This is a genomic window from Arthrobacter sp. AFG20 (genome assembly GCF_002892795.1).
GTDB lineage: Bacteria > Actinomycetota > Actinomycetes > Actinomycetales > Micrococcaceae > Arthrobacter.
The window spans coordinates 25,057-51,184 of record NZ_PJMC01000025.1 but is presented as its reverse complement, the minus strand read 5'-3'; the positions used below and the strand labels follow the sequence as shown (position 1 = coordinate 51,184).

Below are 26,128 nucleotides of genomic sequence, written 5' to 3'. Positions count from 1 at the left end.
GATCTGGCACAGGACGATGGTGGCCCAGGTGACGATGATGCCTACGGAGGCGATGTTCAGGACGATCTCGAAGGCTTGGGACGGGACGAGGTAGTTCAGTGGGACGCCGAGCAGGGAGACGCCGGCGGTGATGGCGATGCCGCCGTAGGGGACGCCGGCTTTGTTCATGCGTTGGGCGAATTTGGGGGCGGAGCCGGCGACGGACATGGAGCGCAGGATGCGGCCGGTGGAGTAGAGGCCGGCGTTGAGGGAGGACAGGGCGGCGGTGAGGACCACGAGGTTCATGATGACGTCCACGCCCTGGATGCCGATGGAGCCGAAGAATGTCACGAAGGGGCTGACGCCCTTTTGGTAGGAGGTGAAGGGCAGGAGCAGGGCGAGCAGGATGACGGAGCCGACGTAGAACACGGCGATGCGGAAGACCACGGAGTTGATGGCCTTGGGCATGATTTTTTCGGGGTTTTCGGTTTCGCCGGCGGCGGTGCCGACGAGTTCGATGGAGGCGTAGGCGAAGAGGACGCCCTGCATGAGGATGATCATGGGCAGCAGGCCGTTGGGGAAGATGCCGCCGTTGTCGGTGATGAGGCTGAAGCCGGTTTCCTGGCCGGGGACCGGGGTGCCGAAGATGACGAAGTAGGTGCCGATGAGGAGGAAGGCCACGAGGGCTGCGACCTTGATGATGGCGAACCAGAATTCCATTTCGCCGAAGACCTTGACGGAGACGAGGTTCAGGCCCAGGACGACGATGAGGGCGGTCAGGGCCCAGGCCCATTGGGGGACGTCGGCCATCCAGGGGATGTAGTTGCCGAAGAAGTTCATGTAGAGGGCGGCGGCGGTGATGTCCACGATGGTGGTGGTGGCCCAGTTGATCCAGTAGAACCAGCCGGAGACGAAGGCTGCTTTTTCGCCGAAGAATTCGCGGGCGTAGGAGACGAACGAGCCCGAGGAGGGCCGGTGCAGGACCAGTTCGCCGAGGGCGCGCAGGATCAGGAAGGCGAAGAAGCCGCAGACGGCGTAGGCGATGACCAGGGACGGGCCGGCGGCGTTGAGCCGGCCGCCGGCGCCGAGGAACAGGCCGGTGCCGATCGCGCCGCCGATGGCGATCATCTGGATCTGCCGCGGCTTCAGGCTCTTGTGGTAGCCCTTGTCTTCAGCGTGGAGAAGGTTTTCGGTGGCGTGTGCCTGGGCCGGGACCGTATGGTCAGTGACTGCCGTGTTCGAGGCGGCGCCCTGTGGGGAATTGGACATGGGGGATCCTTTGGTTACCGGTTTTGGGGAGTCGAGCTTGCGGGTACTACTTGCTGAGGTTCGCCAGGCGTTCGGGGCTGAGGAGCTCCTGCAGTTGGGTTTCGGTGAGCAGGCCGTGTTCGAGGACCAGTTCGGCGACGCCCTTGCCGGTGGCCAGGGCTTCTTGGGCGATGGCGGTGGCGGTGGCGTACCCGAGGTGCGGGTTGAGGGCGGTTACCAGACCGATGGACTGTTCCACGGTGAGGCGGAGGTGTTCGGTGTTGGCGGTGATGCCGCGGACGCAGCGGGCTGTGAGCGTGCGGCAGGCTGCTTCGAGGTGCGAGATGCTCTTGTGCAGGCTGTGCACAATGATGGGTTCGAAGGCGTTGAGCTGGAGCTGCCCGGCTTCGGCGGCCATGGTGATGGTGACGTCGTTGCCGATGACCTCGTAGGCCACCTGGCTGACCACTTCCGGGATCACCGGGTTGATCTTGCCGGGCATGATGGAGGATCCGGACTGGACGGCGGGCAGGTTGATCTCGCCGAGGCCGGCGCGTGGTCCGGAAGAGAGCAGACGGAGGTCGTTGCAGATCTTGGACAGTTTGACGGCCACGCGCTTGAGCACGCCGGAGAGGTGGACGAACGCGCCCACGTCCTGGGTGGCTTCGATGAGGTCGACGGCGGTGACCAGGGGAAGGCTGGTGATCTCGGCCAGGTGCCGGCAGGCGGCCTCGGCGTAACCGGCGGGGGCGTTCAGCCCGGTGCCGATTGCGGTGGCGCCGAGGTTGATTTCGTGGATGAGCAGGTCCGCTTCGGCCAGCCGCTGCCGGTCCTCGCCGATGGTCACGGCGTAGGTGCCGAATTCCTGGCCCAGGGTCATGGGTACGGCGTCCTGGAGCTGGGTGCGGCCCATTTTCACAATGGTGCGGAACTCCATGGCCTTTTCCGCGAACGCCTCTTCGAGTTCCGCCAGCGCGGAGAGCAGCTCGCGGGCGGCGAAGATGGTGCCGAGTTTTACCGCGGTGGGGTAGACGTCGTTGGTGGACTGGCTGAGGTTCACGTGGTCGTTGGGGTGCAGCCGCGCGTAGTCGCCCTTGGGGTGGCCAAGGATTTCCAGCGCCCGGTTGGCGATGACCTCGTTGGCGTTCATGTTCGACGACGTTCCCGCGCCGCCCTGGATCACGTCGACGATGAACTGCCCGCTGAGTTCGCCGTTCATCACATCGGTGCAGGCCTGTTCGATTGCCGCGGCGCGTTCGGCGTCCAGTAGCCCGAGTTCGAGGTTGGTGCGGGCGGCTGCGAGTTTCACGGCGGCGAGGCCGCGGACCAGGTGCATGTTGCTGGAGAGCGGCTGACCCGTGATGGGAAAGTTTTCCACGGCGCGCAGCGTGTGGACGCCCCAGTACGCACCGGCGGGGATGTTGCGGTCGCCGAGCAGGTCATGCTCGGAGCGGACGTCGGACAGGGGGTGGGCGTCCGGCAGGGTTTGGGTTTCGGTCATGTGCAGTCCTTAAAGAACGTCGTCGGTCGGGGACAGGGAGGAAAAGTCTGCGGCCTGCAGCAGGCCGACTTGGCGGCCGCCGCCGAGGACCGCACCGGTGGCGATGCCCGCAAGGGCGGAGGTGTCGACGTCGAGCGCTTCCAGCGCGCGGACGGTGACGGGCATCCGGGCCCGGTCACCGCCGTCGGAAATCTTGACGGCGACGGCGCGTCCGTCCGGCAGCCCCACCAGCTGGATGCCTTCGAAGCCGTCCTTCGCCAGGGCGCCGGGCAGGAGGCGCATGAGCTCCGTGACGTCGCGGCCCTCGCCCGCCACCATTTCCGGATGGCGGCGCATGGCATGCGCGACGGCGGCTTCCGGGCTTTCGGGGGCGGACGCACCATCAGCCAGTTCGGCCGAGGCGAGGCGGCCGAAGGCGCGGGCCATGCCGGCAAGGGTGAGGGCGAACAGCGGGGTGCCGCAGCCGTCGGTGCTGACGCCGGCGGGTTCCTCGCCGGTCAGGTCGGTGACCGTTTCGGCGACGAGCTTCTGTAGCGGGTGGGAGGGGTCGAGGTAGCCCTGCACCGGCCAGCCGTTGATGACGCAGGTGGCGGCCATGGCGGCGTGCTTGCCGGAGCAGTTCTGGGCCAGCTGGGTGGGCCGGCCGCCGTCGCGCAGCCATTGCTCGCGCTCTCGGACCCCGTAGGGAAGGTCGGTGCTGTTTTCGAGTGCTGCGGGCGTGAGCCCGTGGAGTTCCAGGATGCGGCTGGCGCCGTCGAGGTGCCGGGCTGCGCCGGAGTGGCTCGCGGCGGTGAGGGCCAGCAGGTCGGCCGGCAGGTCCAGCCCGGCCCGGACCATGGCCACGGCCTGCAGGGGCTTGAGCGAGGACCGGGGGTAGAACGCGGCGTGGGTTTCGCCGGCGGAGAGCAGGGTGCCGCCGTCGGGCGCGGTGGCGATCAGGGAGCCGTAGTGGACGCTTTCGACCAGCCCGTCGCGGGTCTGGAAGGCAAGGGGCTGGTGCCGCGGCAGGATCGCTGCTGGTGCGGGAGGCGCGGAAAGGGAGTGGCTTGCCGGCATGGCGGGGGAAGGCATGGTGTCCTCTGCGTTGGGTGTTGATGTGTTGAGTTGGGTGTGGCTGGTGCCAGGGAAGGCCGGGGCCGTTACTGGTTGAGGATGGAATCGAGGGCTTCGCCGACGGCGCGCAGGTGCTCAGCCATGGCGGCGCTGGCGTCTGCAGCGGACCCCGCTTCAATGGCATCCAGGATGAGGTGGTGCTCGACATCGGAGGCGTGCTGGCGGTCGGCCACCATGTTGAGGGTTTCGGACTGGTGGGCGAGCGCGTCGCGGATGTCCGCCACGACGCTTTCGAACACCTTGTTGCCGCTGGCGCGGGCGATGGCTGCATGGAAGCTGGAATCGAGGGTGACCCAGGCTTCCGGGTCGGTCTCCGCAGCCATGGACGCCATCATGCCGCGGAGGATTTCCAGGTCCTCGGTGGTACGGCGCTCGGCGGCGAGCCCGGCTGCCGGGACTTCGATGTGTGGCCGGGCCTCGGTGAGGTCCCGGGCGGAGAACTGGCCCAGGACGAGGTCGTTGGCCACATGGTCGGCGACGACGAAGGTGCCGCGTCCGGTCTTGGTTACTGTCAGGCCGAGGGCGGTGCAGGAACGCAGGGCCTCGCGGATGACGGAGCGGCTGACACCGAACTGCGAGGCCAGGGCGGCTTCCGAACTGAGTTTGGCACCGACGGCCAGCGCGCCGCTCCGGATGTCGGAGCGGATAGCGTTGAAGACAGCTTCTGCTGCGCTGAGGCGGGCCAACGGAAAGGTGGTCGCTTCGCTTTGCTGTCCGGCTGTCCGGCTGTCTGACAGGTTCACGATTAAGAATATGGCACGGGTCACAGCCGGGTGTCAACCGAAAACTTGAACGGTTTCGGATGTGAAGATCGGTTGTTCAGGGAAAGTGCGGTGGTCCATCGGTACGTTCGTTCCGATCCAGGCCTTGTGCACTCGCGGTGGCCAGGCGTAGCGTAGGAGCTACCAGCAAACCGGCACGATCGTTCCTAATCGTAAAGGAGGTGCGGTGGCCAACGGCTTCACCCCTCAGCTCGCCGCGACCGTCCGCGCCCGGCGCGCCGACCTCCGCCTGAGCCAGCAGGACCTTGCCGACATGGCGGGAGTCTCCGAACGCTTTGTCCGCTTCGTGGAACAGGGCAAGGAGAGCCTCCGGCTGGACACCCTGCTGGCATTGCTGGACACGCTTGGCCTCGAGCTGCAGCTCGGCACCCGGACCAGCGCCGCCGCCCGCGCACTGGTGACCCAGCCGCCGTCGGACGTCCCGCCGTCGGACGTCCCGCCGTCGGCGGCCCCGCTGGAAGGCAACGAACCCGGCGAAGGGGAGAACCGGCCGTGAGGCACCGCATCGCGGACATCTACAAGCGCGGCGTCCTGGCCGCCCGGCTGGAACGGCACGACGGCGGAACCAGGTTCAGCTATCTGCCCGCCTACCTGAAAAGCGGCCGCCCCGCCGTCGCCAGTTCGCTTCCGCTGTCACCGGAACCTGTGCTCTCCGGAGCAGGGGCCGCGCCGCCGTACTTCACCGGTTTGCTCCCGGAGGGCCGGCGGCTGAACGCGCTGCGCCGAACCATCAAGACCAGCCTGGACGATGACCTTTCGCTGCTCATCGCCGCCGGCGGCAACCCCGTGGGCGACGTTCAGATCGTGGGCCACGGGGAGCCGCTCGATCCGGAGGAGCACGCCGTCGAGGTGGACCCGCGCAGGCCCGTGGACTTTGACGAGCTGCTGGGCGACTCGGGCCTGATCGATCCCGTGGCGCTCGCCGGTGTGCAGGACAAGCTGTCCGCCGGGATGATCTCCATGCCCGTGGCCAGCGCGGGGCGACGGTTCATCCTCAAGCTCAATGCGCCCGAGTTCCCGCACGTGGTGGAGAACGAGTTCATCATGTTCCGCTACGCGGCAAAGCTGCGGATTCCGCTGAGCCGGGTGCAGCTGATGCGCGACGTCGCCGGCCGGCCGGGGCTGCTGGTGGAGCGGTTCGACCGCGTGCCGCTGGAAGCCGAGACGGCGCACGGTGCGGCCGGCGGGCCGGACGCGGTGCAGCGCCTCGCCGTCGAGGACGGTGCGCAGGTGCTGAAGCTGTACCCGGCGGACAAGTACAACGTGGGGTTCGGAACTGTGTGCCATGCGCTTGCCGATTACTGCGCGGCACCACTGCCGGCGCTGCGGAACCTCGCCGTCCAGGCCGCCTTCGCGCTGCTCAGCGGCAACGGCGACCTGCATGCAAAAAATGTGTCCATGGTGCAGCAGCCGCACGGGGAATGGTCCATCGCGCCCGTCTACGACATCCCGTCCACGGTGGTCTACGGCGACAAGACGCTCGCCCTGACGCTCGGCGGCAAGCGCAGCGGTATCTCGCGCAAGCACTTCCTGGCCTGGGCCACGGGACTCGGTCTGCCCGAACGCACGTCCGTGCAGGCGGTGGACCTGGCCCTGAAGGCCGCCGGCCCGCTGCTGGCGGATCTGGAGGCCGGGACGGCTTTCGCTTCAACGGCGTTGACAGCAACGGGCCCCGTTCCGACAGCCACGGTTTCAGCGGACGACGGCGGCGCCTCGCCTTTTCCGGACATGGTCACCAGGGCATGGGTCAAGGAGCTCAAGCACCGGCGGCGGCTGCTGGAGGGGTAAGGCCGTCGTACCACCTGAGCACGCGCAGGGCGCGAAGCGTGTTCCACCGGCTGGGGTGTCCGTCGCCGTCCTCCATGGCGAAGTGGATGCGTCCCGGGTGGGTGTTCTCGAGCAGCCAGGTTCCGTCGGGCTGCCGTTTTGAACGGAGCAGCCCGACGGCCTCGGCAAAGCGGGTGTCCGGCGGTCCGCCCGTGTCCTGGGAGTACGCGTCCCGGAAGTAGTCGAGGCCGCGAAGCACGTCATAGAACCAGCGGGTCGGGTAGGAAAACTGCAGCCAGTCCGGGTCCACGAGCTCCCCCGTGCTCTTGCGCCGCAGCAGGGCGCGCTCCAGCAGGTACTCCTCGCCCCGCTTCCGCGCAGCAATGGACTCGGGAGTTCCGCCCGTGGCCCGCTCGTGTTCGAGCAGCCCTTCCAGCACGTTGATGGTGGTCGCGAACGACGAGCGCACCGACCCCCGCTCGGCCTCGCAGTTCCAGCCGCCGTCGGCGAGCTGCTCGCCGAGCAGCCGCCGGACGATGCCGTCGACGTGCTCGCCAAAGTAGGCTCCGAGGGCGACGGCCTTGCCGTTGATGCAGGGCTCCACCTCGCCGTCGAAGAACGGCTGGCCGCCCTCCTCCCAGCGGCTGTTCTCCCGCACTTTCCGGACCGCGGCGCGGGCACCTTCGCTGCCCGGATCAAGTCCGAGGTCCCGCAGGAGCAGCAGGCTGTAGGTCGTGGCGGTCCAGGGCTGGCCCGGCTCGGAGCCGTCATACGGCACCGGGAAGAAGGTGCCGCCGTCCCACTGGCCGTCGCTGCCCTGGAGGGCGAGCAGACGCGCACCCCAGCCCTCGGTGGCCACGCGGGCACGTTCGGCACGCACCTCTTCGGCAGGTGCATCCGTCAGGTCGCGCAGGACCTGCCACCGGATCGAGGGGTCGGAATCGAGCAACCAGTCGAGCACGCTTTTAACCGGGCCGGTAACCGGGAGCTAAAGGTGCTGGATGCCCGCGCGCTGCATGGCGTCCTTGTAGACGTCCACGCTCTTGGTCAGGAGTTCTTCCTGCTTGGCCTCGGAAACAGCAAAGGCCCGCCCGCCGAGCGCGCTGGCCTTGTAGATCTTGATGCCGCTGTTCTTCAGCGAGGAATGGTAGGTCTTCTCGAAGAGCGTGAGGAAGGAGGCGGCGTCGGTCCCGTGGGCGATGATGGCCGAGACGCGCCTGTTGATCTTCATGAACTGCCGGAAGGGGCGCAGGCCGTCGGTCTTCTCCTGCACACTAAGGGCGGAGGGCATGTCCGGATCGCGCACCCAGGGGTAGGCATTCCAGGGCATGACGTAGCGCGGATCAAGCTCGGCGAGCTCGTAGATCTGGGTGGCCCGCCGGGCGGCGTCGTCGTCGTTGAAATGGGAAACGAAACCGGACTCGGTTCCCTTGCCCGGGCTGACCTGGAGGCTGACAATCCGGCATTCGTCCTCGTCATGGACGGGGTCGATGTAAGGAACGGTCGATCCCGGCTTCTTCTCCATGAGTTCATCGCACAGTTGCGTCACTGCTGCGATATTCGGTTCCTGTAGCAGGGCTTTCTTTTCGTCCCAGTCAATCGTCACGATTTCTCCCTTAGCTGCATGGCGTCCAAGAATCAGGCGTCTTAGGCAACTCTACGCTTTTGACGGTAAGGGTGCGTGGGGGAGTTCGCGCCGACCCAACAGGTCTTCTAAACCCCTGCACCCCGGAACGTGAACCGGCCCGCCACGAGCGTTGCCGCGACGGGCATTCCGGCGAACACGGCATCGGACGCGCCAAGGGGATCCGCATCGAGCACGGCGATATCCGCCACGTCCCCGGCCCGGATCCGGCCCCGCCCCCGCGTTGATGCGAGCAGCGCCTCCTCCCGGGTCAGTGCCTGCTCCGGGTGCCAGGGGCCGCGGCCGTCGTTCCGCGCCCGGGCCGTCGCGGCAGACATCGCCAGCCACGGGTCCAGGGGCGCCACCGGCGCATCGGAACCCAGCGCCAGCCGAGCCCGGGCGTCCAGCAGCGAACGCAGCGGGAAGGCCCGGTCAGTGCGGCCGGGCCAGTTGGCGTCGGCGGCGTCGCGGTCGTCGAGGGCATGGGCGGGCTGGACGCTGGCTGTCAGGCCAAGCTCACCGAACCGGGCGAAGTCCTCCTGTCGTACAAACTGGGCGTGCTCGATCCGGCCGCCGATCCCAACCTCGGCGAAGGCATCCAGCGCAACCTTGTTGGCGCCGTCGCCTATGGCATGGACCGCCGGAACGAAGGCCGTCTCCCGGGCCCTGGCGAGCAAGGCAACAAGTTCGGGTTCGCTCACGGTCAGGATGCCGTGCCCGCCGTGCGGGTACGGGTCAACGCAGAAGGCTGTGCGCGTGTTGAGGGAGCCGTCGATGAGCACCTTGAGCGGACCCACGCGCAGAAGACCCGCCCCGCCGTCGACCGTTTGCCCCGTCCGCATTCCCGCGGAGGCTGCCCGCTCCAGGTCCTCCGGATACACGCCCGCCTCCACGCGCAACGAGTTGAACCCGCTGGCGATCCGGCGCAGCCACACGTCGCGGTTCCACGTCATCTCCAGGTCCACCACGCCCACAACACCGCGGGCGGCGGCTTCCTGGCCGGCCGTGCGCACCCAACCGTCGACGACGTCATCGGGCAGCTTTCCGAGCTCTCGTGTGACGGCGAATGCAGCCTCCTCGCGGAGCAGCCCGTCTGCCGGGAGCTGGACACCGTATCTCCGGGCGGCCGCTGAATTGAGCCAGACACAATGCAGGTCATGGCTGATCAGGGCTGTGGGCACTCCCCGGGTGGCGTCGTCGAGCATTTCGGCGCTCGGGACGTCGTCCCATACGGCGTCCCGGAAGCCTGCGCCCACCACGGTCAGTGTCCGGTCCGCGCCGGGACCCGCCGCGGTAATCCCGTTACGGACAAGCTCGACGGCGGCGCGCGCCGAAGCGGCGCCGGACAGGTCGATCCGGTTGGCGGCCAGCGCCCACTGCGTCATATGGACGTGCTCGTCCCACAGGCCGGGAACGACGAACCGCCCCTCAAGATCCAGCACCTGGGCATCCGCGGCCATGGCAACTCCGGGGCGTTCTCCGGCTGTGGTGATCGCCGAGACGTGGCCGTCGCGGATATGGACGTCGCAGCATGCTGTCGCGCCCGGCAGCCTCACGGAGGCCAGCACCATGTCGGTGGGCGTCAGGTCTCGCGGGACTGCTTGGTCATGGCTGGAACGGTCCTGGCTGGAAGGCATAGGAACAGGCTAGGCAGGTTTCCGACCGGCACCAATCCGCGCCGTGTCGATCCCTTTGGCACCGTTCCTTGGTGTGCTGTTCCCTGGCCACCGTCCGAGCTCCGCCGGAACGCCTCTTCCCAGTGCCAGCAACAGGGTGCATTCTGGACGTTACACGGTTCCGACAAAGAAGTCGGGGAGGCGTTGGCCATATGAACCTCAGTATCCGGTCCCTGCAAGTGCTCGGACCATGCCGTCTTGGGCAGCGGCGCCCCGCCCGGGGGACGTGAGCGCTGTGGACATCACTGCCAGCCATCACCGCCTCAAGGTCGTGGTCCACATCGACGCGAATATGGAGCGCGCCTGCATCGAGGTCCGCGGAACCCTGACGCCGGCCAACATCCGGGCGCTTTATGTTGTTGCGCGGCGTGCCAGGACTCTGCTGCCGGGCAAGGAAATCGTTCTGGACCTGTCCATGGCCCGTGCCGCCATGGAAACCATCACCGCGCTCCATGATCCCGCCCAGCTCACCCAGCTCAGCGGCGAAGGCACGTCCGAGAAACCGTGCCGGTTTAGCATTCTGGACCCCCGGCCGGGCATCCACGCGCACCCCTCATTTACTCACGGGCGCGGTGACCACAAACATCCGGACGGCAAGCACAGCGACAAAGCCAGCAGAACCCGGGAACGCAACGCCGAACCATCCGCCGACCGATCAGCCCGAGACAAGGAACCGGCATGAAACCTGGCCGCATGGTGATGCTCGTCCTCGGTACTATCGCCGCGCTCCTGGGGCTGGGGCTGCTGGCGGGCGCAGCCGGCGTGGGCTGGCTCAACTTCCAGCAGCGCGACGAAGGCTACTTCACCACGCAGTCGCACCGGTTCGACGCCGCGTCCTCCGCCATCACCACGGCAGGGCTGGACGTCATGGTCAGCGGCAGGCTGCCTGACGTCATTCCATCGGACACAGCCGGCAGCATCCTGCTCCGCGGATCGGGAGCCAGCCCGGGCAAAGGAATCTTCATCGGTGTCGCACCGCAGCAGGATGCGGCGCGCTATCTCGAGGGAGTGAAGCGCTCCGAAATCCGGGAATTGAACCTGCGGCCCTTCAGGGTCGATTACACCGAGGTGCCGGGAACGCGGACGCCGCCCCGCCCCGGAGCCCAGAATTTCTGGGTCACATCCGCAGAAGGCACCGGCACGCAGGAACTCAAATGGAACATCGTTCCCGGCAGCTGGACGGTGGTGGTCATGAATGCCGACGCCACCGCCCCGGTTTCCGTGGACCTGCAGGCAGGCGTGCGCTCGGACCTGCTCTTGCCCCTGTTCCTGTGGCTGCTCATTGCCGGGATCGTGTTGCTGGTCATCGGTGTGCCGCTGATCGTTGTAGGGGCCATGGGGCTCGGACGGCACGGCCCGCCGCCACACCTTCCCCCGGGCCAGTACCACCCGGAACACTACCCGCCGGGCCGTCCAGTTGCCGGCCAGGCCCCGCTACTGGGAACACCGACGGCGGGACCTCCTCCGGGCACACAGCCGGGTCCGTACCCGAGGTCCAGTTATCCCGCGGCTTCGTACCCGGCCGCGGGATACCCGGCCCCTGGCTATCCCGCCCCGGGTGGCGGCGCGGGCGCGCCGCCGCCTCCCGCCGTCGTCGACCAGTTTGAGAACCCGAGGTACCCCGCCCGCCTGACCGGACACGTAGACCCCGCCCTGTCCCGGTGGATGTGGCTGGTCAAATGGTTCCTGGCCATCCCGCACCTGATCGTCCTGTTCTTCCTCTGGTTCGCACTGATCATCACCAGCATCGTGGCGTGGTTCGCGATCCTCTTCACCGCCCGCTACCCGCACTCACTGTTCACCTTCAATGTGGGCGTGCTGCGCTGGAGCTGGCGGGTGTCCTTCTACGCCTTCACGGCGATCGGCACGGACCGCTACCCGCCTTTCACCCTGGCTCGCACCGACTACCCGGCCGATTTTGAGGTGGACTATCCGGACCATCTGTCGCGCGGCCTGGTGCTGGTCAAGTCCTGGCTGCTCGCCATCCCGCACCTCCTGATTGTGGGCGCGCTCGCGGGGTCCACACGTACCTGGGTGGCGGCGTCGGATGACGACTTCGCAGGTGCCGGCCGCTACTCGGCAGGCAACGCTATCTCCCTGCTCTCGCTGCTGGCCTTCATCGCCGGCGTCATCCTGCTGTTCACCGGCAGATACCTCCGGAGCCTGTTCGACCTGCTCATCGGCCTCAACCGCTGGGTTTACCGCGTCCTGGCATACGTCGCGCTGATGCGGGACGAGTATCCTCCGTTCCGGCTCGACATGGGCCCCGTCGATCCGGGCGAGCCCCCGGCCGCCAGTCCGCAAACCACTCCACCGGGAGGGCCATCATGAAACTCACCGTCCACACCTTCGTGAGTCTCGACGGCGTCATGCAGGGCCCAGGCGGGAGGGACGAGGACACCAGCGGGGGCTTCGAATTCGGCGGCTGGGTGGTGCCGCTCTTCGACGAGGACATGGGCAGGATCGTGAATGGTTGGTTCGCCGAAGCCGACGCCATCCTTCTGGGCCGCACAACCTACCAGATGTTCCAGCCGTACTGGGAGCAGGTCACTGACCCGGACGACGCCGTAGCCAAGACGCTCAACAGCCTGCCCAAGTACGTGGTGTCCTCAACGCTTACCGAAGCGACGTGGAACAACACCACCATCCTCCCCGCGAACTTCCTCGAGGCCGTTGACGACCTCAAAACAGCCCCCGGCAGGGAGCTCCAGGTCCACGGCAGCTACAGGCTGGTCCGCGCCCTGCACGATGCCGGCCTCGTGGACGAATACCGGCTGATCGTCTTCCCGGTGGTCCTGGGCCAGGGCAAGCGGCTCTTCGAACCCGGCGTCACGCCGTCGGCATTCACCCTGGCCGGGAGCAAGGCGACGTCGTCAGGTGCGGTCCACCTGACCCTGCTGCCCGCCGCCTTCGGTGCCGCTGACCTGGAGGTGGGGGAGTTCGAGGTGCGGGAAGGCCGCGAGCAGGTCAAGGACTGAGGCGCCGGCGCCGTCAAAATGCAACGCGGGGTCAGATACGGCCCAATATCCGCGGCGGATTGGGCCGTATCTGACCCCGCGTTGGCTTCAGCCCAAGCCGCGCAGGCGCTCCATTTCGCGGCGGTCCTTCTTAGTGGGCCGGCCCGCCCCGCGGTCACGCTGCGGCAGCCCAAGCGCCGGAGCCACCGGCCGGGGAGGCGTATGGTCTGTGAAGCAGTGCGAGGCCGCCTCCGCGCCCACGCGCTTGGCGATAAGCCGGCGCACCTCGAGGATCCGTTCGAAGCCGGGCTGGCGGACGCGAACGGTGTCGCCGGGCACCAGTGACTGCGAGGCCTTGGCCGGATTCCCGTTAATGCGGACATGCCCGGCGCGGCATGCGGCGGTTGCGGCAGACCGTGTCTTGTAGGCCCGGATGGCCCACAGCCAGGCGTCGATGCGGACGGTGCTGGGGGCGGAGGGAAGGTTTGCTGGGCGAAGGCTGCTCATGACTGCAGCCGAGTATAGCCCGGCCGCCGCGGACCTAGACGTCCGAGACCGCGGAACTTACCGCCGTCGGACTGTCATATTCCTGGTCGGGAATGCTCTGGAGGGCATCCAGAACATTGCTGTCGGCACCCGACTCCTTGGCGCGGGAGATGAGGGCGTCCCGGTTGGCGGGATAGTCGATCCCGCCCAGGAACTTTTGGATCTGGACGGGGTTTGGTGTTTCGGCCACGTCAGTAACTTTCCGCTAGTCGTTGCTGTGCATCGTTTGGGTTGTCCGCCAGTACGACGTCGAAGGCCTCCACCCGGCGGTCCGTAACGGTGGTGGGGGACTCCAAGTGGACGGCGCCCGACGGAAGGACGCCCGCGCCACCGAACCTCTCCATGACCCGCCACTGGGCCACGACGTCCTCGCCGCAGTGCTCGGGTGGCAGCTGGGTCCAGAACCGGAAACCGCCGACTTCCTCCAGGGCCTGGCGGCGGAACATGGTGCACCCGCCCAGCCAGGCCACCTTGTACGGGATCCACTGCTCCGGCCCCAGCCCCAGCTCCGCACTCAGGTGTGTCAGGTTTGCTGCGCTGTGCAGGGGCCAGCGCTGGAAGCCCTCCTCACCGGGACGGATGCGCTCCGGGGTCACGGGCCCCTGCCACGGGGCGAAGGTGCGGGTCTGCTCGGGACGGCGGTCGTTCAAATGGGAGAGGCCCTGAGGGGCCATGCCCACAAAGCCGCAGTCCAGGGCATCGAGGGCATCACTCATCCTGGCCAGCGCGCCCGGCTCCAGCCAGACATCGTCATCGAGGAACAACACTTTGTCCGCCCGGGCCTGCTCCAGTGCAAACTGGCGGTGTTCGGCAAGGCCGCGGCGCGGCAGGTGGCGGTGCAGCTCAACTGCCGTCCCCTGCGCACGGAGGACCCGGAGCAGGCTGGCCACCGGTGGATGCTCCCAGGCCGGCGGTCCGTCCGATTGGTCACTGACCACCAGCCGGAAGACCGGCCCGCTCTGCGCTGCGAGGCCGGCCAGCGTGACGGCCACTTCCGCCGGCCGGTTGCAGGTGGGGATAAGGACGTCGAGGGCAGCGTCCCGGGCTGTCGCGCCCGAGGCCCAGGTGGCAGATGTGTGGCGATCCATGATCACCGCCTTTCCGAGGCCAAAAAGGCCGGTCGAGACCAATAGTCCTACGGTGCACTGGTCCAGATACCCACCGCTTTTGCAGGCTAAACGCGCTTCGGGCGTGTCGGACCGGACACGCCGGGCTGTTCTTCAAGGCCTCCGGTGCCCGTTTGGAAAGCGGACTACCGGCGGTTAGCGGGCCGGAACGCGGCGGGGCGGCGCGCTCGGGGGGTGGGTCCCTCTACGCGACGAGCACGGCGGCGGCGGAGTCCATGTGTTCGCGGATGGTGTCGCGGGCGAGAGAGGCGTCGCCGGTCTCGATGGCGGCGACGATGTCGTTGTGCCGGTCCACGCTCATGTTCCGCACGCCCTTTTCGAGCCCCGCGAACATGATGGACATCCGGATGGAGCCTTCCAGGGATTCCCACGAGTGGAGCAGGGTCTCGTTGCCGGTGAGGCGGCACATGGTGCGGTGGAAGTCGAGATCGGATTCGACCCGCTCCTCCAGCGTGCCGTGGGTGGACGCTTCCATGGCCTGGATGGCTGCGCGGAGCGACCCGATGACGTGCTGGCGGTCCGGCAGTTCGCACAGTGTGCGGGCAGCCAGAGATTCCAGGGCCGCCCGGACGGAGTAGATGTCGCGGATTTCCTTGGCATCCAGGTGGCGAACAGAGAGCCTGCCGCGGGTACCCGCGGACACCAGGCCTTCCTGCTCGAGCTGCCGCAGGGCCTCCCGGAGCGTTCCACGGCTGATCTGCAGCATCTCGGACAGCTCGGTTTCCACCAAGTGGCGGCCGGGCTCGAGCGCGCCGCTGGTGATGGCGGTGCGCAGCGCGGCCAGCGCCTGCTCGCGGAGGCTTTTCTTTTCCAGTCCCAGCAGGGTTGCTGTCGCGGCCATCGGATTCTCCCAAGGTCAGAGGTCGACTGTTTACAGTCGCCGTGTTAACAATGATGCCACGGCAGGAGTGCGGCGCCGGGTGGTGTCCCCGCACTCCTGCCGTGGCTGCGCTCCAGCGGAGCCGAAGCCGGGTTTAGCCGAGCTCGGCGAGCACCTTCGCCACGATCCGCTGGACGGACAGGCCGTAGCGTTCATGCAGCGTGGGCAGGGCGCCGGCGTCGAGGAATTCGTCCGGCAGCGCCACCGGCACCACGCGCTTGCCGAGTCCTGCGGTGACTACGGCCGAGGCGACGGTTTCGAACAGCCCGCCCACCACGGAGTGGTTCTCCAGGGTCACGGCCAGCCGGTCGGTGTTGATCTCAGCCAGGACGGTCTCGGCGTCGAACGGTTTGATGGTGGGCGTGTGCACGACGGCGACATCCACGTTGTGTTCCGCCAGCGCCTTGGCCGCCTGGAGGGCGCGCATGGTCATGAGGCCGCTGGAGACGAAGACGACGTCGTTGCCCCCGCGCAGCACCTTCGCCTTGCCGAGTTCGAAGGTGTAGTCGTACTCGTCCAGGACCGTGGGCACGTTGCCGCGCAGCAGGCGCAGGTAGGTGGGTCCTTCGCTGGCTGCGAGCTGCGGGACGGCCTGTTCGATGTCGAGGGAGTCGCACGGGTCCACGATGGTCAGGTTGGGCATGCCGCGGAAGATCGCCATGTCCTCGGTGGCCTGGTGGCTGGGGCCGTAGCCGGTGGTGAGCCCGGGGAGGCCGCCCACGATGTTGACGTTCAGGTTCGGCTCGGCAGCGTCCAGGCAGAGGAAGTCGTAGGCGCGGCGGGCGGCGAACACGGAGTACGTGGAGGCGAACGGCACCAGCCCGGTTTCGGCGAGGCCTGCTGCAGCCCCGAAGAGGAGCTGCTCGGCCATGCCCATCTGGAAGAACCGTTCCGGGAAGGCCTGGGCGAAGATGTGCATGTCCGTGTACTTGCCCAGGTCCGCGGTGAGGCCGACGATCCTGTCGTTTTCCTGCGCGGCCTTGACCAGTGCATGCCCGAACGGCGCGGAGGCGGTTTTCTGGCCAGGGTCGGCGAAGGACGCGATCATGGCCGAGGTCTTCAGCTTCGGCTTGGTGACGGCGGTAGTGTCGGGGGCCTCGGTTGTGGCGCTCATCGGGCGGCCTTTCCTTCGTATCCTGCGGTCAGCTGTTCGCGGCAGGTCTGCCATTCGTGTTCTTCAATGCGCATGAAGTGCGCCTTCTCGCGTTCCTCCAGCAGCGGCACGCCGCGGCCCACCTTCGTGTCGCAGAGGATCACCGAGGGGCGTCCGCTGGTGGTGGCCTGGGCTGCGGCGTTGTCGAACGCGGTGAGCAGCGCGGCCATGTCGTTGCCGTCCACCCGCTGGGTGTACCAGCCGGCGGCTTCCCATTTTTCGGTGATCGGTTCGGTGCGGAGCACGGTGTCGGTCTTGCCGTCCGCCTGCAGGGCGTTGATGTCCACCATGGCGGTCAGGTTGCCCAGCTGGTGGTGGTGGGCGCCCATGGCGGCTTCCCAGGTGGAGCCTTCGTCCAGTTCACCGTCGGAGAGGAAGTTGTAGATCCTGGCGCCGGAGCCCTGGTAGCGCAGGCCCAGGGCCATGCCGACGGCGATGGTCAGTCCGTGGCCCAGGGAACCGCCGGAGATTTCCATGCCGGGGGTGTAGGTGGACATGCCGGACATGGGGAGCCGGGAATCGTCGGAGCCGTAGGTTTCGAGTTCCTCGACCGGGACGATGCCGGCCTCGGCGAGGGCGGCGTAGTGTCCGATGGCGTAATGCCCGGTGGAGAGCAGGAACCGGTCGCGCTGCTCCCAGTGCGGGTCCTCGGCGCGGTACCGGAGCTGGTCGGCGTACACGGCGGCGAGCATGTCCGCCGCGCCCAGCGCCTGCCCCACGTAACCCTGGCCCTGGACCTCGCCCATGTTCAGGGCGTGATGCCGGATCCGGTAGGCGGCGGCGCTGACCCGTTCGAGTCGTTCTGCTGCAGTTTCCTGGGTCATTCGTTCCTTCTGGGGGAGTGGTTGGGTGTGCAGTTCCTGCGGTGCGGTTTCGTTGAGGGTGGTCATCAGACGTTCACCGACTGGGGGGTGCTTTTGGTGATTTCATCGGCCAGCTGCCTCTCCCGCTTTCCCCAGGTTTCCCGGGTGGCGAGGGCTGCCCAGAGGCCGATGAGGGCGTAGGTGCCGAAGAGCAGGGCCGGGCCCATCCAGCCGAAGCTGACGAATAGCAGGGTGGTGATGAAGGGGGTGAAGCCGGAGACCATGGCGGAGATCTGGTAGGCCAGCGAGGCGCCGGAGGCCCGGGTCTTGGCCTGGAACAGTTCCGGGAACCAGGCGCCCTGGGCGCCGGCGAGCGAGTTCTGGCAGACCGCGTAGGAGATCACGAGGGTGGCGATGATGAAGATGACCATACCGGTGTTGACCAGCAGGAACATGGGGACCGCGAACAGGACGGCGAAGGCGGTGGACCAGACGTAGAGCGGGCGGCGGCCGATCCTGTCCGTCAGGCGCGCCCAGGCCTGGGTGGCAAAGATGCCGATCGCGGACGCGATGCACAGCGCCACCAGGGTCTGGGTCTTGTCGGCCAGGTGCTGGCTGTTGAGGTACGAAATCATGTAGGTGATGGACACGGCGTAGCCGGCGGTCTCGGCAATGCGGAGGCCGATGCCCTTGACGATGTTGCGCCAGTCGGTCTTGATGACCTCGACGATGGGGGACTTGACGATCTCGCCGTGGCCCTTGACCTCGTCGAAGACGGGGGACTCGGGGACCTTGGAGCGGATGATCAGGCCGACAACCACCAGCACGATGCTGGCAAGGAAGGGGATGCGCCAGGCGAGCTCGCCGCCGAGGTTCACGCTGACCAGGAACACCAGGTTGGCCAGCAGCAGGCCCACGGGGAAGCCGGCCTGGACGATGCCCGTGTACTTGCCCTTGGACTTCCACGGCGCGTGCTCGTAGCTCATCAGGATGGCGCCGCCCCATTCGGCGCCGAAGGCCAGGCCTTGGACGATGCGAACGAACACCAGCAGCGCCGGAGCCAGCAGGCCAACCTGGCTGTAGGTGGGCAGCAGGCCTATGAAGAAGGTAGCGATGCCCATGAGGATCAGGGACGTGACCAGGACGGGCTTGCGTCCCACCTTGTCGCCCAAGTGGCCGCCGATGATGCCCCCCAGCGGCCTGGCGGCGAAGCCGACGCCGAGCGTGGCGAAGGCGGCCAGCGTTCCCGTCACCGGGTCACCGGTGGGGAAGAACGCAGTTCCGAAGTAGAGGGCGGCCGCAGTGCCGAAGCCGATGAAGTCGTAGGTCTCGATCACGGCGCCGACGCCCGAGCCGATGGCGACCCGCCGGGCGTCCTTGGTGCCGTGGACCGGCCCCCGCATGGTCAGAGCTTCGTTGCTCATGGTGGTTCCCTTTCGAAGAGCGGCTGAAGAAGGTCCAGCGCTGTCGACTGTTAACAAGATGTGTCCCAGTGTGACCGACGTCATGCTGACTGTCAACAGTCGCCGTCAGGAGTTGACTGTTAACAGTCGCCCGAACTAGTGTGGTGTCTATCACTACCGCCTGCCGGGCACGACCAGAGGATCAACGACGATGTTCCATTCCCGTCTCGGGTGCTCATCCATCAGCTTCCGCCACCAGGACCTGCCGACAGCCCTGCGAACCATGGCCGGGCTCGGCTTCACTGAGATAGACCTGGGCGCCCTCCCCGGCGTCTGTGACCACGTTCCGTACGAACTCGACGCAGAAGCCGTCTCAGCCGTGGCCAGTGACGTGGCCGCATCCGGCCTGCGGGTGCGTTCCGTCAACGGGGATATCGGGGACCTTAATGCAGTGCTCGACGCCGGCCGGCAGGCTGAGCGGGACCGTCACCTTGATGCCCTGCTCACCCTCACCGCGAAAACCGGAGCCAAGGCACTGGTCCTTCCCTGCGGTGCGCTGAGCCACGAGCCGGTGCGGAGCCTCGAGGAGGATCTGGACACCGTCGCCGCCCAGCTGATCCGGGCCGGGGAGCGCGCGGCGGAGTTCGGCGTCGAGCTCTGGACGGAGTCGCTGCACTTCCTGCGGTTCTGCTGGAACCTGGAACGCGCGGAACTGCTGGCCCGCCGGTTGGCGGGCTCCGGCGTCGGGATTGTCATGGACTTCAGCCATATCGTCGCCGCCGGCGAGGATCCGCTGGAGTACCTGGCACGCCACGAGGGCCGGATAGCCCACGTGCACCTGCGCGATGCCGTGCCCGGCAACATCAACCTCAGCATCGGCAACGGCCGGGCTGATTTCGCCGCCGGGCTGCGGGGCCTTGCCGAACAGGGCTACGCCGGGCACTTCAGCCTGGAACTCGAAACCCGGGACATCACCCACGACGAACGCCCGGCGGCCGCCGCCAAGGCAGCCAGCTTCATCACCGACCTCATCTGAACAACCCCACAAAAACCACCAAGGAGAATCATGACCGCCATTCAGCGCACCGCCGTCCTCACCGGAGCCACCTCGGAACGGGGCATCGGCATCACCACCGCCCGCCGCTACGCCAGCCAGGGCTGGGGCGTGGTGATCCTCGACCTCGACGGCGAGAAGTCCGCGAAGGTCGCCACCGAAATCGGCAACGAATTCAACGTCCCGGCGTTCGGCTACGAAATTGACGTCGCCAACGAGGACTCCGTCAGCGCCGCGTACAAGGCAGTTTCAGCCGAGGTCACGAGCGGCGCCCTTCCGGCTGTCGGCGCGCTGGCCAACATCGCCGGCATCACCTCGCCGGTGCCTTTCCTGGAAACCACACTCGACCTCTGGAACAAGGTCATGGACGTCAACGCCACCGGCACCTACCTCGTCACGAAGGCCTTCCTGCCGGACATGATCGACAACGGCTGGGGCCGGATCGTCAACATGTCCTCCGTGTCCGCACAGCGCGGCGGCGGCGTCTTCGGCAAGGTCCCCTACTCGGCAGCCAAGGCCGCCATCCTCGGCTTCACCAAGGCCCTCGCCCGCGAACTCGGCGACTCCGGCGTGACCGTCAATGCCATCACCCCGGGCGCCGTGGACACCAACATCCGCGTCGGCAGCACGGAGGAGCAGGAAGCGGCCATCAACGCCGGCATCCCGCTGGGCCGCAACGCCACCACCGAGGAAATCGCCGCCGTCATCACCTTCCTGTCCTCCGAGGAGTCCGCCTACCTGACCGGCACCACCATCGACATCAACGGCGGAAGCCACATGCACTAAGAACGCGGACCACCCGAACCGCACCCGGCCCAGCACGCCGCCCCTCAGCGCCGGGCCCATCCCGCAACGACACCTATTCGACGATGACCCGCACTCGCTGCACCGTGTTGTTGCCCAGGCCCTGGTAATTCCAGTGCTGCTCCAGCGGCTGGGTGGAGCCGGTCGCGTCCGTGGCCCGGCACGCCAGTTCGTGGTGGCCGGGGTCGGCCACCCATGGCAGGTTCCAGCCGCGCCATGCATAGGCGCCGGCAGGCTTGTCCAGCTGCGCCGGAACCCACTTGCCGTCGATGCCGACCTCCACCTTCGTCACGGCGCCTTCACCGGACCACGCCCGGCCCTGGAGCATGACGGGCCCGCGCGGCAGGTACCGGCGGCGGGTGAAGAAGTCAGGAATGCCCGGCGGAACCATCAGGGACCGGACCCTGATCCGGGAAACCGGGGTGCCGGCGTCGTCCGCGTTGTGCTGGTAGCGGTAGGCGACCGACTGCTGGAACCCGGTGAACGGCGTCGTGACCACCTGGATCGACTGCAGCCACTTGACGCTGGCCATGCCGTACCAACCGGGGACGACGAGCCGCAGCGGGTAGCCGTGCTGGGGCGGCAGCTCGGTGCCGTTCATTTTGTAGGCAAGGACGACGTCGGCCCGGGACGCTTCCGCAATCGGCAGGCTCCGGGCGTACTGCTGCCTCACGCCACCCTGGATCCCGGTGTCCAGCCCGGTGAACACCACCTCGGCGGCCTCGGGCTCGACGCCGGCCTGGGCAAGCAGGTACGCCAGCGGAACACCGGTCCACACCGCCGTTCCCACGCCTTCCAGAGTCCAGGGCTGGCTGAGCGGCCGCGGCCTCAGCAGCGATCGCCCGTTGCCGGCGCATTCCATGGTCACCTGGACACTGATGGCCGGATCCCGCTTCAGTGCCGCAAGGCTCAGTTCCGTTGCCCGCTCCACGGCCCCGCCGATCCGCAGGTGCCAAGCGCCGCTGACCTGCGGAATGTCGAAATGCGTCAGCACGTAATGCAGCCCTGGCGGAGTCACGTCCTCGCGCAGGGCCTCGAGCGGCATCGAGTGGTTTCGCACGGCGAGCTCCAGCTCTTCCCGGGTGAGCGGGCCATGCGTGGGTTCACCGGAATGTGCTGCTACACCGGAATGGGGTGCGGGGCGGGCGGACGGTCGGCGGCGGTAGATCAGCTTGGACATGGCCTTGCGATTCTGCTCGGTGCTGCGGTTTCTCGGGGCTGCGGGGTGCAGCTGCTGATAGGCGTGCTCCTCCTCACAGGTTTACGCCGTGTCCGCAGGACGGTCAACACACGCCGTCAACAGCCCGACACCGTCAACATCCCCGCGCCGCCACCCCCTACAGCTGCGGCAGCTTCACCAGTTCCTCGAGTGCCATCGGGTCCTGGCCGGTGAGGCCGTGCACGTCCGAGGTCGCCCCGGCCAGCTCGCCGGCGGCGATCGCCGTGTACGTGCTGACCCAGGCCTCGACCTGCCACGCCGGGGCGCCGTAGGAGGCGCGGGAGGCGAATGCCTCCTCCACGGTTTCGTGGTGATATGTGACGGTCCTGCCCGTGGAACGCGTAAGTACCTCGGCGGCGTGCGACAGCGAGATGTCCTCCGGGCCGGTCAGGTCGTAGGTTGCCCCGGCGTGGACCGCCGGGTCACGAAGTACCGCCACGGCGGACCGGGCAATGTCCTCCCGGGCGACGGCGGCCATCACGCCGTCGCCCGCCGGGCCCCGGATAACGCCGTCCTCCCCGGCCAGCATGGGCAGGAAATCCAGGTAGAAGTTGTCCCGCAGGAACGTGAATGCCATCCCGGACGCCCTGATCCGCTCCTCGGTGGCGTAGTGGTCGCGGCCCAGTGTGAAGGTGCAGTCCGGCGCTGCCCCGAAGAAGGACGTGTAGACAATGTGCTGCACGCCGGCCTCCGCGGCGGCGTCCACGAAGGCGTAATGCTGCTGCAGCCGGTCCTCCGCCTCTGCCGCCGACACCATGAACAGGACTTTGACCCCTTCCAGGGCCGGGCGGGACAGCTTGGGGTCCCCGTAGCTGACCACCACCGCCGGGGCGTCCTTCAGGTCCGGCGCCCGCCGGGGGTCGCGCACCAGCAGGCGCTGGGAGAACCCGGCGTCGGACAATTGGCCGGCCACCATGCCGCCGAGGACCCCCGTGGCGCCGGTGACCGCAAGGTCTGGAAGATCCGTCATGGGTGCTCCTAGGCCTCGCGGGTTGCAGGGGACTTTGTCTGGGCCGGGTCCCGCTCGGCGAGGGAGCCGACGGCGGCGTCGATCTTCTTCAGGACGTCCGGCTCAAGGCGCACGCCGGCGGCCGCGGCGCTGTCGGCCACCTGGTCCGGCCGGGAGGCGCCCACGATGGCGGAGGCGACGTTCGGATTCTGCAGTACCCAGGCCACCGCCAGCTGGGGCATGGTCAGCCCGGCTTCCTCGGCGACCGGACGCAGCTCCTGCACGGCGGCCAGGACGTCGTCCCGCATCCAGCGCTGGATCATCCTGGCACCGCCCTTGTCGTCGGTGGCGCGGCTGCCCTGCGGGAGCGGCTGGCCGGGCAGGTACTTGCCGCTCAACACCCCCTGCGCCATGGGTGACCAGACGATCTGCGAGACGCCCAGTTCCTCCGACGCCGGAACCACTTCTTCCTCGATGACCCGCCACAGCATGGAGTACTGCGGCTGGTTGGAGATCAGCTGGAAGCCCAGTTCCCTGGCCAGGGCGTGGCCGTTGCGGAGCTGTTCAGCGGTCCACTCGCTGACCCCGATGTACAGGGCCTTTCCGTGCCGGACGATGTCCGCGAACGCCTGCATCGTTTCCTCGAGCGGCGTTTCAAAGTCGTAACGGTGCGCCTGGTACAGGTCCACGTAGTCCGTCTGCAGCCGGCTGAGGGACCCGTCGATGGATTCCATGATGTGCTTGCGGGAGAGGCCGAGGTCGTTCTTGCCCTTGGGGCCGGTGGGACCGAACACCTTCGTGAATATCTCAATGGACTGCCGGCGTTCACCCTTGAGCGCTTCGCCCAAGACGGTTTCCGCCGCGGTGTTGGCGTAGACGTCCGCGGTGTCGAAGGTGCTGATGCCGGCGTCCAGCGCCGCCCGCACGCACTGGGTGGCGACGTCGTTCTCCACCTGGGAGCCATGCGTGAGCCAGTTGCCGAACGTGATTTCCGAAATCTTGAAGCCGCTGTTTCCGAGGTATCTGAATTCCATGGGCTTCACGCTAGCGGACATGGTTGCTCAGGGTAAGGGATGCCGGCGGCTTATCTCGCGGTCAGGCGCGGGTGCGGGCGTCCGGGTGCTGCGCGAGCGACGTCATGGAACCGGTGTCCAGGACCGTGGCATGTCCGGCTACGGCCGGTTTCCGCGCAGGCCGTGGCGGCTGGGCGGACAGCGCCAAGGCGGACCGGACCGTTTCGCCCTTGCTGGTGGCACTCTTGCTGCTGGCGCTCTTGTTGGTGGCAGGTTTGGCCGGCACGGCATCGTGGCGCAGGGCCGACTCCACGAGCGGAGCCACCTCGGTCACGCTGGCCGCGGCGACGTCGGGCGGGGGCAGGTCCCGCACGGTGACCTTGACTTCCGGCGTGGCGGCCCGCGCACGCGCCACTGCGCGGGCGTCGGCGGCAGCTACGGCGTCGGCCCAGTCCTTCGCGAGGACGGGCGGCACCGGCCGGGCAGCAATCACCAGGGGATGGTGGATGACGGCGCTGCGGAGCGCCTCCTGAAGGCCGGCGCGGGTCCGCAGTTTCTTCCAGTCGATCGGTGCGCGGGGCTCGCGGACCGGTCGGGGGGGCTTGGGGGCCTTTTTCGCCTTGGCTTTTGCCGGCACCGTTTCCGCCTCGGCGGGCAACGGGCTGCCGTCCGCGGCGAGCCGCACGATCTCGATGGTTTCGTTTTTGGGGAGGCGGCCGATCAGCGCCATCACGATCAGCGCTACAAGGCGTCCGAGCCCTGCAATCACCAGGGTGAGCATGACGCTGATGCACAGGCCGACAAACATGAGGAAGGCAACACCCAGGGTGCCAAAAAATGTCAGGTTCAGTGCAATCGTTGTCGGATCTTCCACTTCACCCTCCTTACCATCGGCGCCCGGCTCGTCCCCAGAAATCGAGCCGGTGATTACGCCGGAAAACAGCCCCTAACCACCATACGGACTATTTACTGCCGACATGCCCGCAGGGCAAGTACCGGCAACTGTTGTTTTAAAGCTGTTATAGGACCCGGCCCGCCGCAGGCGCCGATAGGCTGATGCCGCAAGCGACCGCTACGTTCCCAGGGATGCCATGACCGAGCCAGAACCCTTTTCCGGCAACTGCCCGTGCCTGTCCGGCGAGCAGTACACCGACTGCTGCGCCCGGTTCCACACCGGTTCGGCAGACGCAGCCACCGCCGAGCAGCTGATGCGTTCCCGTTACTCCGCCTTCGTCCTGCTGCATGCCGATTACCTCCTGAAAACATGGCATCCCAGCACCCGGCCTTCAGGGCTGGACTTTGATCCGGGCCTGGAATGGCGGCGGCTGGACATCCTGTCCGTCGAACGGGGCGGTCCGCTCGACACCGAAGGCGCCGTGGAGTTCAAGGCGCACTTCCGTCAGGACGGCGAACGCGGCGTCCACCACGAAACCAGCCGCTTCCTCAGGGTGGACCGGCGCTGGTACTACTTAAACGCCGTCGCGCTCTACCGGTAACGGAAGCTGGGGCCGCCCTGCCGCCAGTCACTGGTCCTCCTGATTCAGTGCTCCTCGTAATCCGCCGTGGGAGTGAAACCGGCGCGGTCCACCTTTCGGTGGAAGTGCATGCCGGCCATGCCGCCCAGGACGGCGCCCACCAGCGCCACCAGGGCAACCACGACGGCGGCGATGATGCCGGTGGTGGTCACCTGACCTTCGTTGACGGGAATCCGCGGGAAGCTGTTCAGCTGTGCCAGGATATTGAACTGCTCGCCGGCGATCATGCCCAGCACGGCCACCAGGACAGCCGCGATCAGGGCCCAGATCCACACCGCGAACCCCTGCTTCGCGCCATTGAACCGGGCCATCCTGCCGGCGACGTAACCGCCGCTGTAGTAGGAAGCGAAGAGGATGACCAGCAGGACGATGATGCCCGCGATTCCCACTGTCTGGTTCGAGGCGGCCCGGCCCACGGCGGTGTTCACGTCGGTGTTCGTGGCAAGTCCCACGGCGGTCCCGGCCGCGGCGACCAGGGCGGTCAGCAGCACGGCCATGCCCGTGGCGGCCAGCCAGCCAAAGAACGCCGAGCCGATCTTAATACCGCCGAAGGCCTCCCTTTCGCGGGCCGCGGCCATCTCCCGGGTGGCAAAGGCCGGGTCGTCGGGCCGTGTGGTGTCGGTACCTCCGTCCCGTTCATTGTCGGGTCTGTAGTCGCGCTCTGCGTGCGGCGTGTCCGCGCCCGTGGTGTTGAGCGCCCGGGTGTGCGTGTCCGTCGTGCCGCCCGTGCCGGTGGCGCCGGAGCCAGCGGCCGTGCGCCGGGACTGGGTGGCATCGTAAACAGGAGTGGCCTCCGTGGGGGCGTCTGCTGAACTGCGCTCCGGAGTGCTGTAGTTGGCAGGGTTGGGCTCTGCCGTGCTGTGTTCGGGCCTGTGGCGGTCGGACGCGATGGGTTCGGACGTGCCTGATTCAGAGGAAGTGCGCCGGGGGCGTCTGTCCCCGGAGCCGATTGGGCTGCTCATCAGCGACTCGCTTTCATTGAACGGACCCGGGCT

The 26,128-nt window shown here is 67.5% G+C and carries 27 protein-coding genes; 8 read left to right on the top strand and 19 right to left on the bottom strand.

The genetic code is table 11. From position 1 onward, the window contains the following. The 4 genes from CXZ05_RS21045 to CXZ05_RS21030 form a co-directional block, all read right to left on the bottom strand. Positions 1-1,248: amino acid permease (locus CXZ05_RS21045; protein WP_102974400.1), on the bottom strand; the 1,248-nt coding region annotated here is incomplete at its 3' end. A 46-nt stretch (positions 1,249-1,294) separates the two neighbouring features. Then, complete coding sequence (locus CXZ05_RS21040) at positions 1,295-2,728, bottom strand: aspartate ammonia-lyase (RefSeq protein ID WP_102974399.1); 1,434 nt, start codon at positions 2,726-2,728, stop codon at positions 1,295-1,297. Positions 2,729-2,737: 9 nt separating this feature from the next. Beyond that, entirely contained in the window at positions 2,738-3,799 is a 1,062-nt protein-coding gene (locus CXZ05_RS21035; RefSeq protein ID WP_102974398.1) for an asparaginase, read from the bottom strand. 68 nt (positions 3,800-3,867) lie between these two features. Then, the gene (locus tag CXZ05_RS21030) at positions 3,868-4,584 is read right to left on the bottom strand and encodes a FadR/GntR family transcriptional regulator (protein ID WP_102974408.1); all 717 of its coding nucleotides are present in this window, start codon (positions 4,582-4,584) and stop codon (positions 3,868-3,870) included. A 205-nt stretch (positions 4,585-4,789) separates the two neighbouring features. Between CXZ05_RS21030 and CXZ05_RS21025 the strand changes: the two genes are divergently transcribed. Both CXZ05_RS21025 and CXZ05_RS21020 read left to right on the top strand, forming a co-directional pair. Continuing rightward, positions 4,790-5,119, top strand: coding sequence for a type II toxin-antitoxin system Y4mF family antitoxin (locus CXZ05_RS21025; protein WP_102974397.1), 330 nt, complete (start codon positions 4,790-4,792; stop codon positions 5,117-5,119). Continuing rightward, positions 5,116-6,411 (top strand): type II toxin-antitoxin system HipA family toxin, encoded by a 1,296-nt coding sequence (locus CXZ05_RS21020; RefSeq protein ID WP_102974396.1) that lies wholly within the window; start codon positions 5,116-5,118, stop codon positions 6,409-6,411. The genes CXZ05_RS21025 and CXZ05_RS21020 overlap by 4 nt, the downstream gene beginning before the upstream one ends. Here CXZ05_RS21020 and CXZ05_RS21015 read toward each other — a convergent pair. The 3 genes from CXZ05_RS21015 to CXZ05_RS21005 all read right to left on the bottom strand — a co-directional run bounded on the left by CXZ05_RS21015 (position 6,380) and on the right by CXZ05_RS21005 (position 9,651). Then, positions 6,380-7,351: a hypothetical protein gene (locus CXZ05_RS21015; RefSeq protein ID WP_102974395.1), complete on the bottom strand. Its 972-nt coding sequence runs from the start codon at positions 7,349-7,351 to the stop codon at positions 6,380-6,382. The two genes, CXZ05_RS21020 and CXZ05_RS21015, sit on opposite strands and share 32 nt — an antisense overlap. A 27-nt stretch (positions 7,352-7,378) precedes the next feature. Beyond that, positions 7,379-7,996 (bottom strand): uracil-DNA glycosylase, encoded by a 618-nt coding sequence (locus CXZ05_RS21010; protein WP_102974394.1) that lies wholly within the window; start codon positions 7,994-7,996, stop codon positions 7,379-7,381. Between the two features lie 107 nt (positions 7,997-8,103). Beyond that, the gene (locus CXZ05_RS21005) at positions 8,104-9,651 is read right to left on the bottom strand and encodes an amidohydrolase (RefSeq protein WP_102974393.1); all 1,548 of its coding nucleotides are present in this window, start codon (positions 9,649-9,651) and stop codon (positions 8,104-8,106) included. Between the two features lie 229 nt (positions 9,652-9,880). On the opposite strand from CXZ05_RS21005, the gene CXZ05_RS21000 reads away from it, so the two are divergent. The 3 genes from CXZ05_RS21000 to CXZ05_RS20990 are packed head-to-tail and all read left to right on the top strand — an operon-like array spanning position 9,881 to position 12,668. Beyond that, positions 9,881-10,372 carry a hypothetical protein gene (locus CXZ05_RS21000; protein ID WP_102974392.1) on the top strand — a complete coding sequence of 164 codons (492 nt, stop codon included), beginning with the start codon at positions 9,881-9,883 and terminating at the stop codon, positions 10,370-10,372. Continuing rightward, positions 10,369-12,021: a DUF4389 domain-containing protein gene (locus tag CXZ05_RS20995; RefSeq protein WP_102974391.1), complete on the top strand. Its 1,653-nt coding sequence runs from the start codon at positions 10,369-10,371 to the stop codon at positions 12,019-12,021. Before CXZ05_RS21000 ends, CXZ05_RS20995 begins: the two co-directional genes overlap by 4 nt. Then, on the top strand, positions 12,018-12,668 hold the full coding sequence (locus CXZ05_RS20990) for a dihydrofolate reductase family protein (RefSeq protein ID WP_102974390.1): 651 nt from the start codon (positions 12,018-12,020) through the stop codon (positions 12,666-12,668). The genes CXZ05_RS20995 and CXZ05_RS20990 overlap by 4 nt, the downstream gene beginning before the upstream one ends. 87 nt (positions 12,669-12,755) lie before the next feature. Here CXZ05_RS20990 and CXZ05_RS20985 read toward each other — a convergent pair whose 3' ends face one another. From CXZ05_RS20985 to CXZ05_RS20955, 7 genes are all read right to left on the bottom strand, one after another. Then, positions 12,756-13,154 carry an RNA-binding S4 domain-containing protein gene (locus tag CXZ05_RS20985; RefSeq protein WP_102974389.1) on the bottom strand — a complete coding sequence of 133 codons (399 nt, stop codon included), beginning with the start codon at positions 13,152-13,154 and terminating at the stop codon, positions 12,756-12,758. A gap of 34 nt (positions 13,155-13,188) precedes the next feature. Beyond that, positions 13,189-13,383, bottom strand: coding sequence for a DUF2795 domain-containing protein (locus CXZ05_RS20980; protein ID WP_102974388.1), 195 nt, complete (start codon positions 13,381-13,383; stop codon positions 13,189-13,191). A gap of 1 nt (position 13,384) precedes the next feature. Continuing rightward, entirely contained in the window at positions 13,385-14,281 is an 897-nt protein-coding gene (locus CXZ05_RS20975) for a glycosyltransferase family 2 protein (RefSeq protein WP_102974407.1), read from the bottom strand. Between the two features lie 223 nt (positions 14,282-14,504). Continuing rightward, positions 14,505-15,161, bottom strand: a complete 657-nt coding sequence (locus tag CXZ05_RS20970; RefSeq protein ID WP_102974387.1) for a GntR family transcriptional regulator — start codon at positions 15,159-15,161, stop codon at positions 14,505-14,507. Positions 15,162-15,294: 133 nt separating this feature from the next. Continuing rightward, positions 15,295-16,314: a transketolase family protein gene (locus CXZ05_RS20965; RefSeq protein ID WP_102974386.1), complete on the bottom strand. Its 1,020-nt coding sequence runs from the start codon at positions 16,312-16,314 to the stop codon at positions 15,295-15,297. Beyond that, a complete protein-coding gene (locus CXZ05_RS20960; protein ID WP_102974406.1) occupies positions 16,311-17,177 on the bottom strand; it encodes a transketolase in 867 nt (288 codons plus the stop codon). Before CXZ05_RS20960 ends, CXZ05_RS20965 begins: the two co-directional genes overlap by 4 nt. A gap of 65 nt (positions 17,178-17,242) precedes the next feature. Continuing rightward, complete coding sequence (locus tag CXZ05_RS20955; RefSeq protein ID WP_102974385.1) at positions 17,243-18,580, bottom strand: MFS transporter; 1,338 nt, start codon at positions 18,578-18,580, stop codon at positions 17,243-17,245. Between the two features lie 190 nt (positions 18,581-18,770). Here CXZ05_RS20955 and CXZ05_RS20950 point away from each other — a divergent pair, with 190 nt between their 5' ends. Next, on the top strand, positions 18,771-19,595 hold the full coding sequence (locus tag CXZ05_RS20950) for a sugar phosphate isomerase/epimerase (RefSeq protein WP_102974384.1): 825 nt from the start codon (positions 18,771-18,773) through the stop codon (positions 19,593-19,595). 30 nt (positions 19,596-19,625) lie between these two features. Beyond that, positions 19,626-20,399, top strand: a complete 774-nt coding sequence (locus tag CXZ05_RS20945) for an SDR family NAD(P)-dependent oxidoreductase (RefSeq protein WP_102974383.1) — start codon at positions 19,626-19,628, stop codon at positions 20,397-20,399. 73 nt (positions 20,400-20,472) lie between these two features. Here the strand turns inward: CXZ05_RS20945 and CXZ05_RS20940 are convergent, their stop codons facing one another. The 4 genes from CXZ05_RS20940 to CXZ05_RS20925 form a co-directional block, all read right to left on the bottom strand. Beyond that, on the bottom strand, positions 20,473-21,597 hold the full coding sequence (locus tag CXZ05_RS20940) for a sulfite oxidase (RefSeq protein ID WP_102974382.1): 1,125 nt from the start codon (positions 21,595-21,597) through the stop codon (positions 20,473-20,475). A 157-nt stretch (positions 21,598-21,754) separates the two neighbouring features. Then, entirely contained in the window at positions 21,755-22,606 is an 852-nt protein-coding gene (locus tag CXZ05_RS20935; protein WP_102974381.1) for an SDR family oxidoreductase, read from the bottom strand. Positions 22,607-22,614: 8 nt separating this feature from the next. Continuing rightward, the gene (locus CXZ05_RS20930) at positions 22,615-23,619 is read right to left on the bottom strand and encodes an aldo/keto reductase family protein (RefSeq protein WP_102974380.1); all 1,005 of its coding nucleotides are present in this window, start codon (positions 23,617-23,619) and stop codon (positions 22,615-22,617) included. 61 nt (positions 23,620-23,680) lie between these two features. After that, positions 23,681-24,472 (bottom strand): hypothetical protein, encoded by a 792-nt coding sequence (locus tag CXZ05_RS20925; RefSeq protein WP_102974379.1) that lies wholly within the window; start codon positions 24,470-24,472, stop codon positions 23,681-23,683. Positions 24,473-24,689: 217 nt separating this feature from the next. On the opposite strand from CXZ05_RS20925, the gene CXZ05_RS20920 reads away from it, so the two are divergent. Next, complete coding sequence (locus CXZ05_RS20920; RefSeq protein WP_102974378.1) at positions 24,690-25,094, top strand: YchJ family protein; 405 nt, start codon at positions 24,690-24,692, stop codon at positions 25,092-25,094. 44 nt (positions 25,095-25,138) lie between these two features. Here CXZ05_RS20920 and CXZ05_RS20915 read toward each other — a convergent pair whose 3' ends face one another. Beyond that, positions 25,139-26,095 carry a YrzE family protein gene (locus tag CXZ05_RS20915; RefSeq protein WP_102974377.1) on the bottom strand — a complete coding sequence of 319 codons (957 nt, stop codon included), beginning with the start codon at positions 26,093-26,095 and terminating at the stop codon, positions 25,139-25,141. Between the last annotated feature and the right edge of the window lie 33 nt (positions 26,096-26,128).

Excerpts from the sequence above, each read along its gene's own strand:
- CXZ05_RS21040 (WP_102974399.1), bottom strand. The coding sequence starts at position 2,728 with ATGACCGAAACCCAAACCCTGCCGGACGCCCACCCCCTGTCCGACGTC.
- CXZ05_RS21035 (WP_102974398.1), bottom strand. The coding sequence starts at position 3,799 with ATGCCTTCCCCCGCCATGCCGGCAAGCCACTCCCTTTCCGCGCCTCCC.
- CXZ05_RS21005 (WP_102974393.1), bottom strand. The coding sequence starts at position 9,651 with ATGCCTTCCAGCCAGGACCGTTCCAGCCATGACCAAGCAGTCCCGCGA.
- CXZ05_RS21000 (WP_102974392.1), top strand. The coding sequence starts at position 9,881 with ATGCCGTCTTGGGCAGCGGCGCCCCGCCCGGGGGACGTGAGCGCTGTG.
- CXZ05_RS20995 (WP_102974391.1), top strand. The coding sequence starts at position 10,369 with ATGAAACCTGGCCGCATGGTGATGCTCGTCCTCGGTACTATCGCCGCG.
- CXZ05_RS20990 (WP_102974390.1), top strand. The coding sequence starts at position 12,018 with ATGAAACTCACCGTCCACACCTTCGTGAGTCTCGACGGCGTCATGCAG.
- CXZ05_RS20985 (WP_102974389.1), bottom strand. The coding sequence starts at position 13,154 with ATGAGCAGCCTTCGCCCAGCAAACCTTCCCTCCGCCCCCAGCACCGTC.
- CXZ05_RS20975 (WP_102974407.1), bottom strand. The coding sequence starts at position 14,281 with ATGGATCGCCACACATCTGCCACCTGGGCCTCGGGCGCGACAGCCCGG.
- CXZ05_RS20970 (WP_102974387.1), bottom strand. The coding sequence starts at position 15,161 with ATGGCCGCGACAGCAACCCTGCTGGGACTGGAAAAGAAAAGCCTCCGC.
- CXZ05_RS20965 (WP_102974386.1), bottom strand. The coding sequence starts at position 16,314 with ATGAGCGCCACAACCGAGGCCCCCGACACTACCGCCGTCACCAAGCCG.
- CXZ05_RS20960 (WP_102974406.1), bottom strand. The coding sequence starts at position 17,177 with ATGACCCAGGAAACTGCAGCAGAACGACTCGAACGGGTCAGCGCCGCC.
- CXZ05_RS20955 (WP_102974385.1), bottom strand. The coding sequence starts at position 18,580 with ATGAGCAACGAAGCTCTGACCATGCGGGGGCCGGTCCACGGCACCAAG.
- CXZ05_RS20950 (WP_102974384.1), top strand. The coding sequence starts at position 18,771 with ATGTTCCATTCCCGTCTCGGGTGCTCATCCATCAGCTTCCGCCACCAG.
- CXZ05_RS20945 (WP_102974383.1), top strand. The coding sequence starts at position 19,626 with ATGACCGCCATTCAGCGCACCGCCGTCCTCACCGGAGCCACCTCGGAA.
- CXZ05_RS20940 (WP_102974382.1), bottom strand. The coding sequence starts at position 21,597 with ATGTCCAAGCTGATCTACCGCCGCCGACCGTCCGCCCGCCCCGCACCC.
- CXZ05_RS20935 (WP_102974381.1), bottom strand. The coding sequence starts at position 22,606 with ATGACGGATCTTCCAGACCTTGCGGTCACCGGCGCCACGGGGGTCCTC.
- CXZ05_RS20930 (WP_102974380.1), bottom strand. The coding sequence starts at position 23,619 with ATGGAATTCAGATACCTCGGAAACAGCGGCTTCAAGATTTCGGAAATC.
- CXZ05_RS20920 (WP_102974378.1), top strand. The coding sequence starts at position 24,690 with ATGACCGAGCCAGAACCCTTTTCCGGCAACTGCCCGTGCCTGTCCGGC.
- CXZ05_RS20915 (WP_102974377.1), bottom strand. The coding sequence starts at position 26,095 with ATGAGCAGCCCAATCGGCTCCGGGGACAGACGCCCCCGGCGCACTTCC.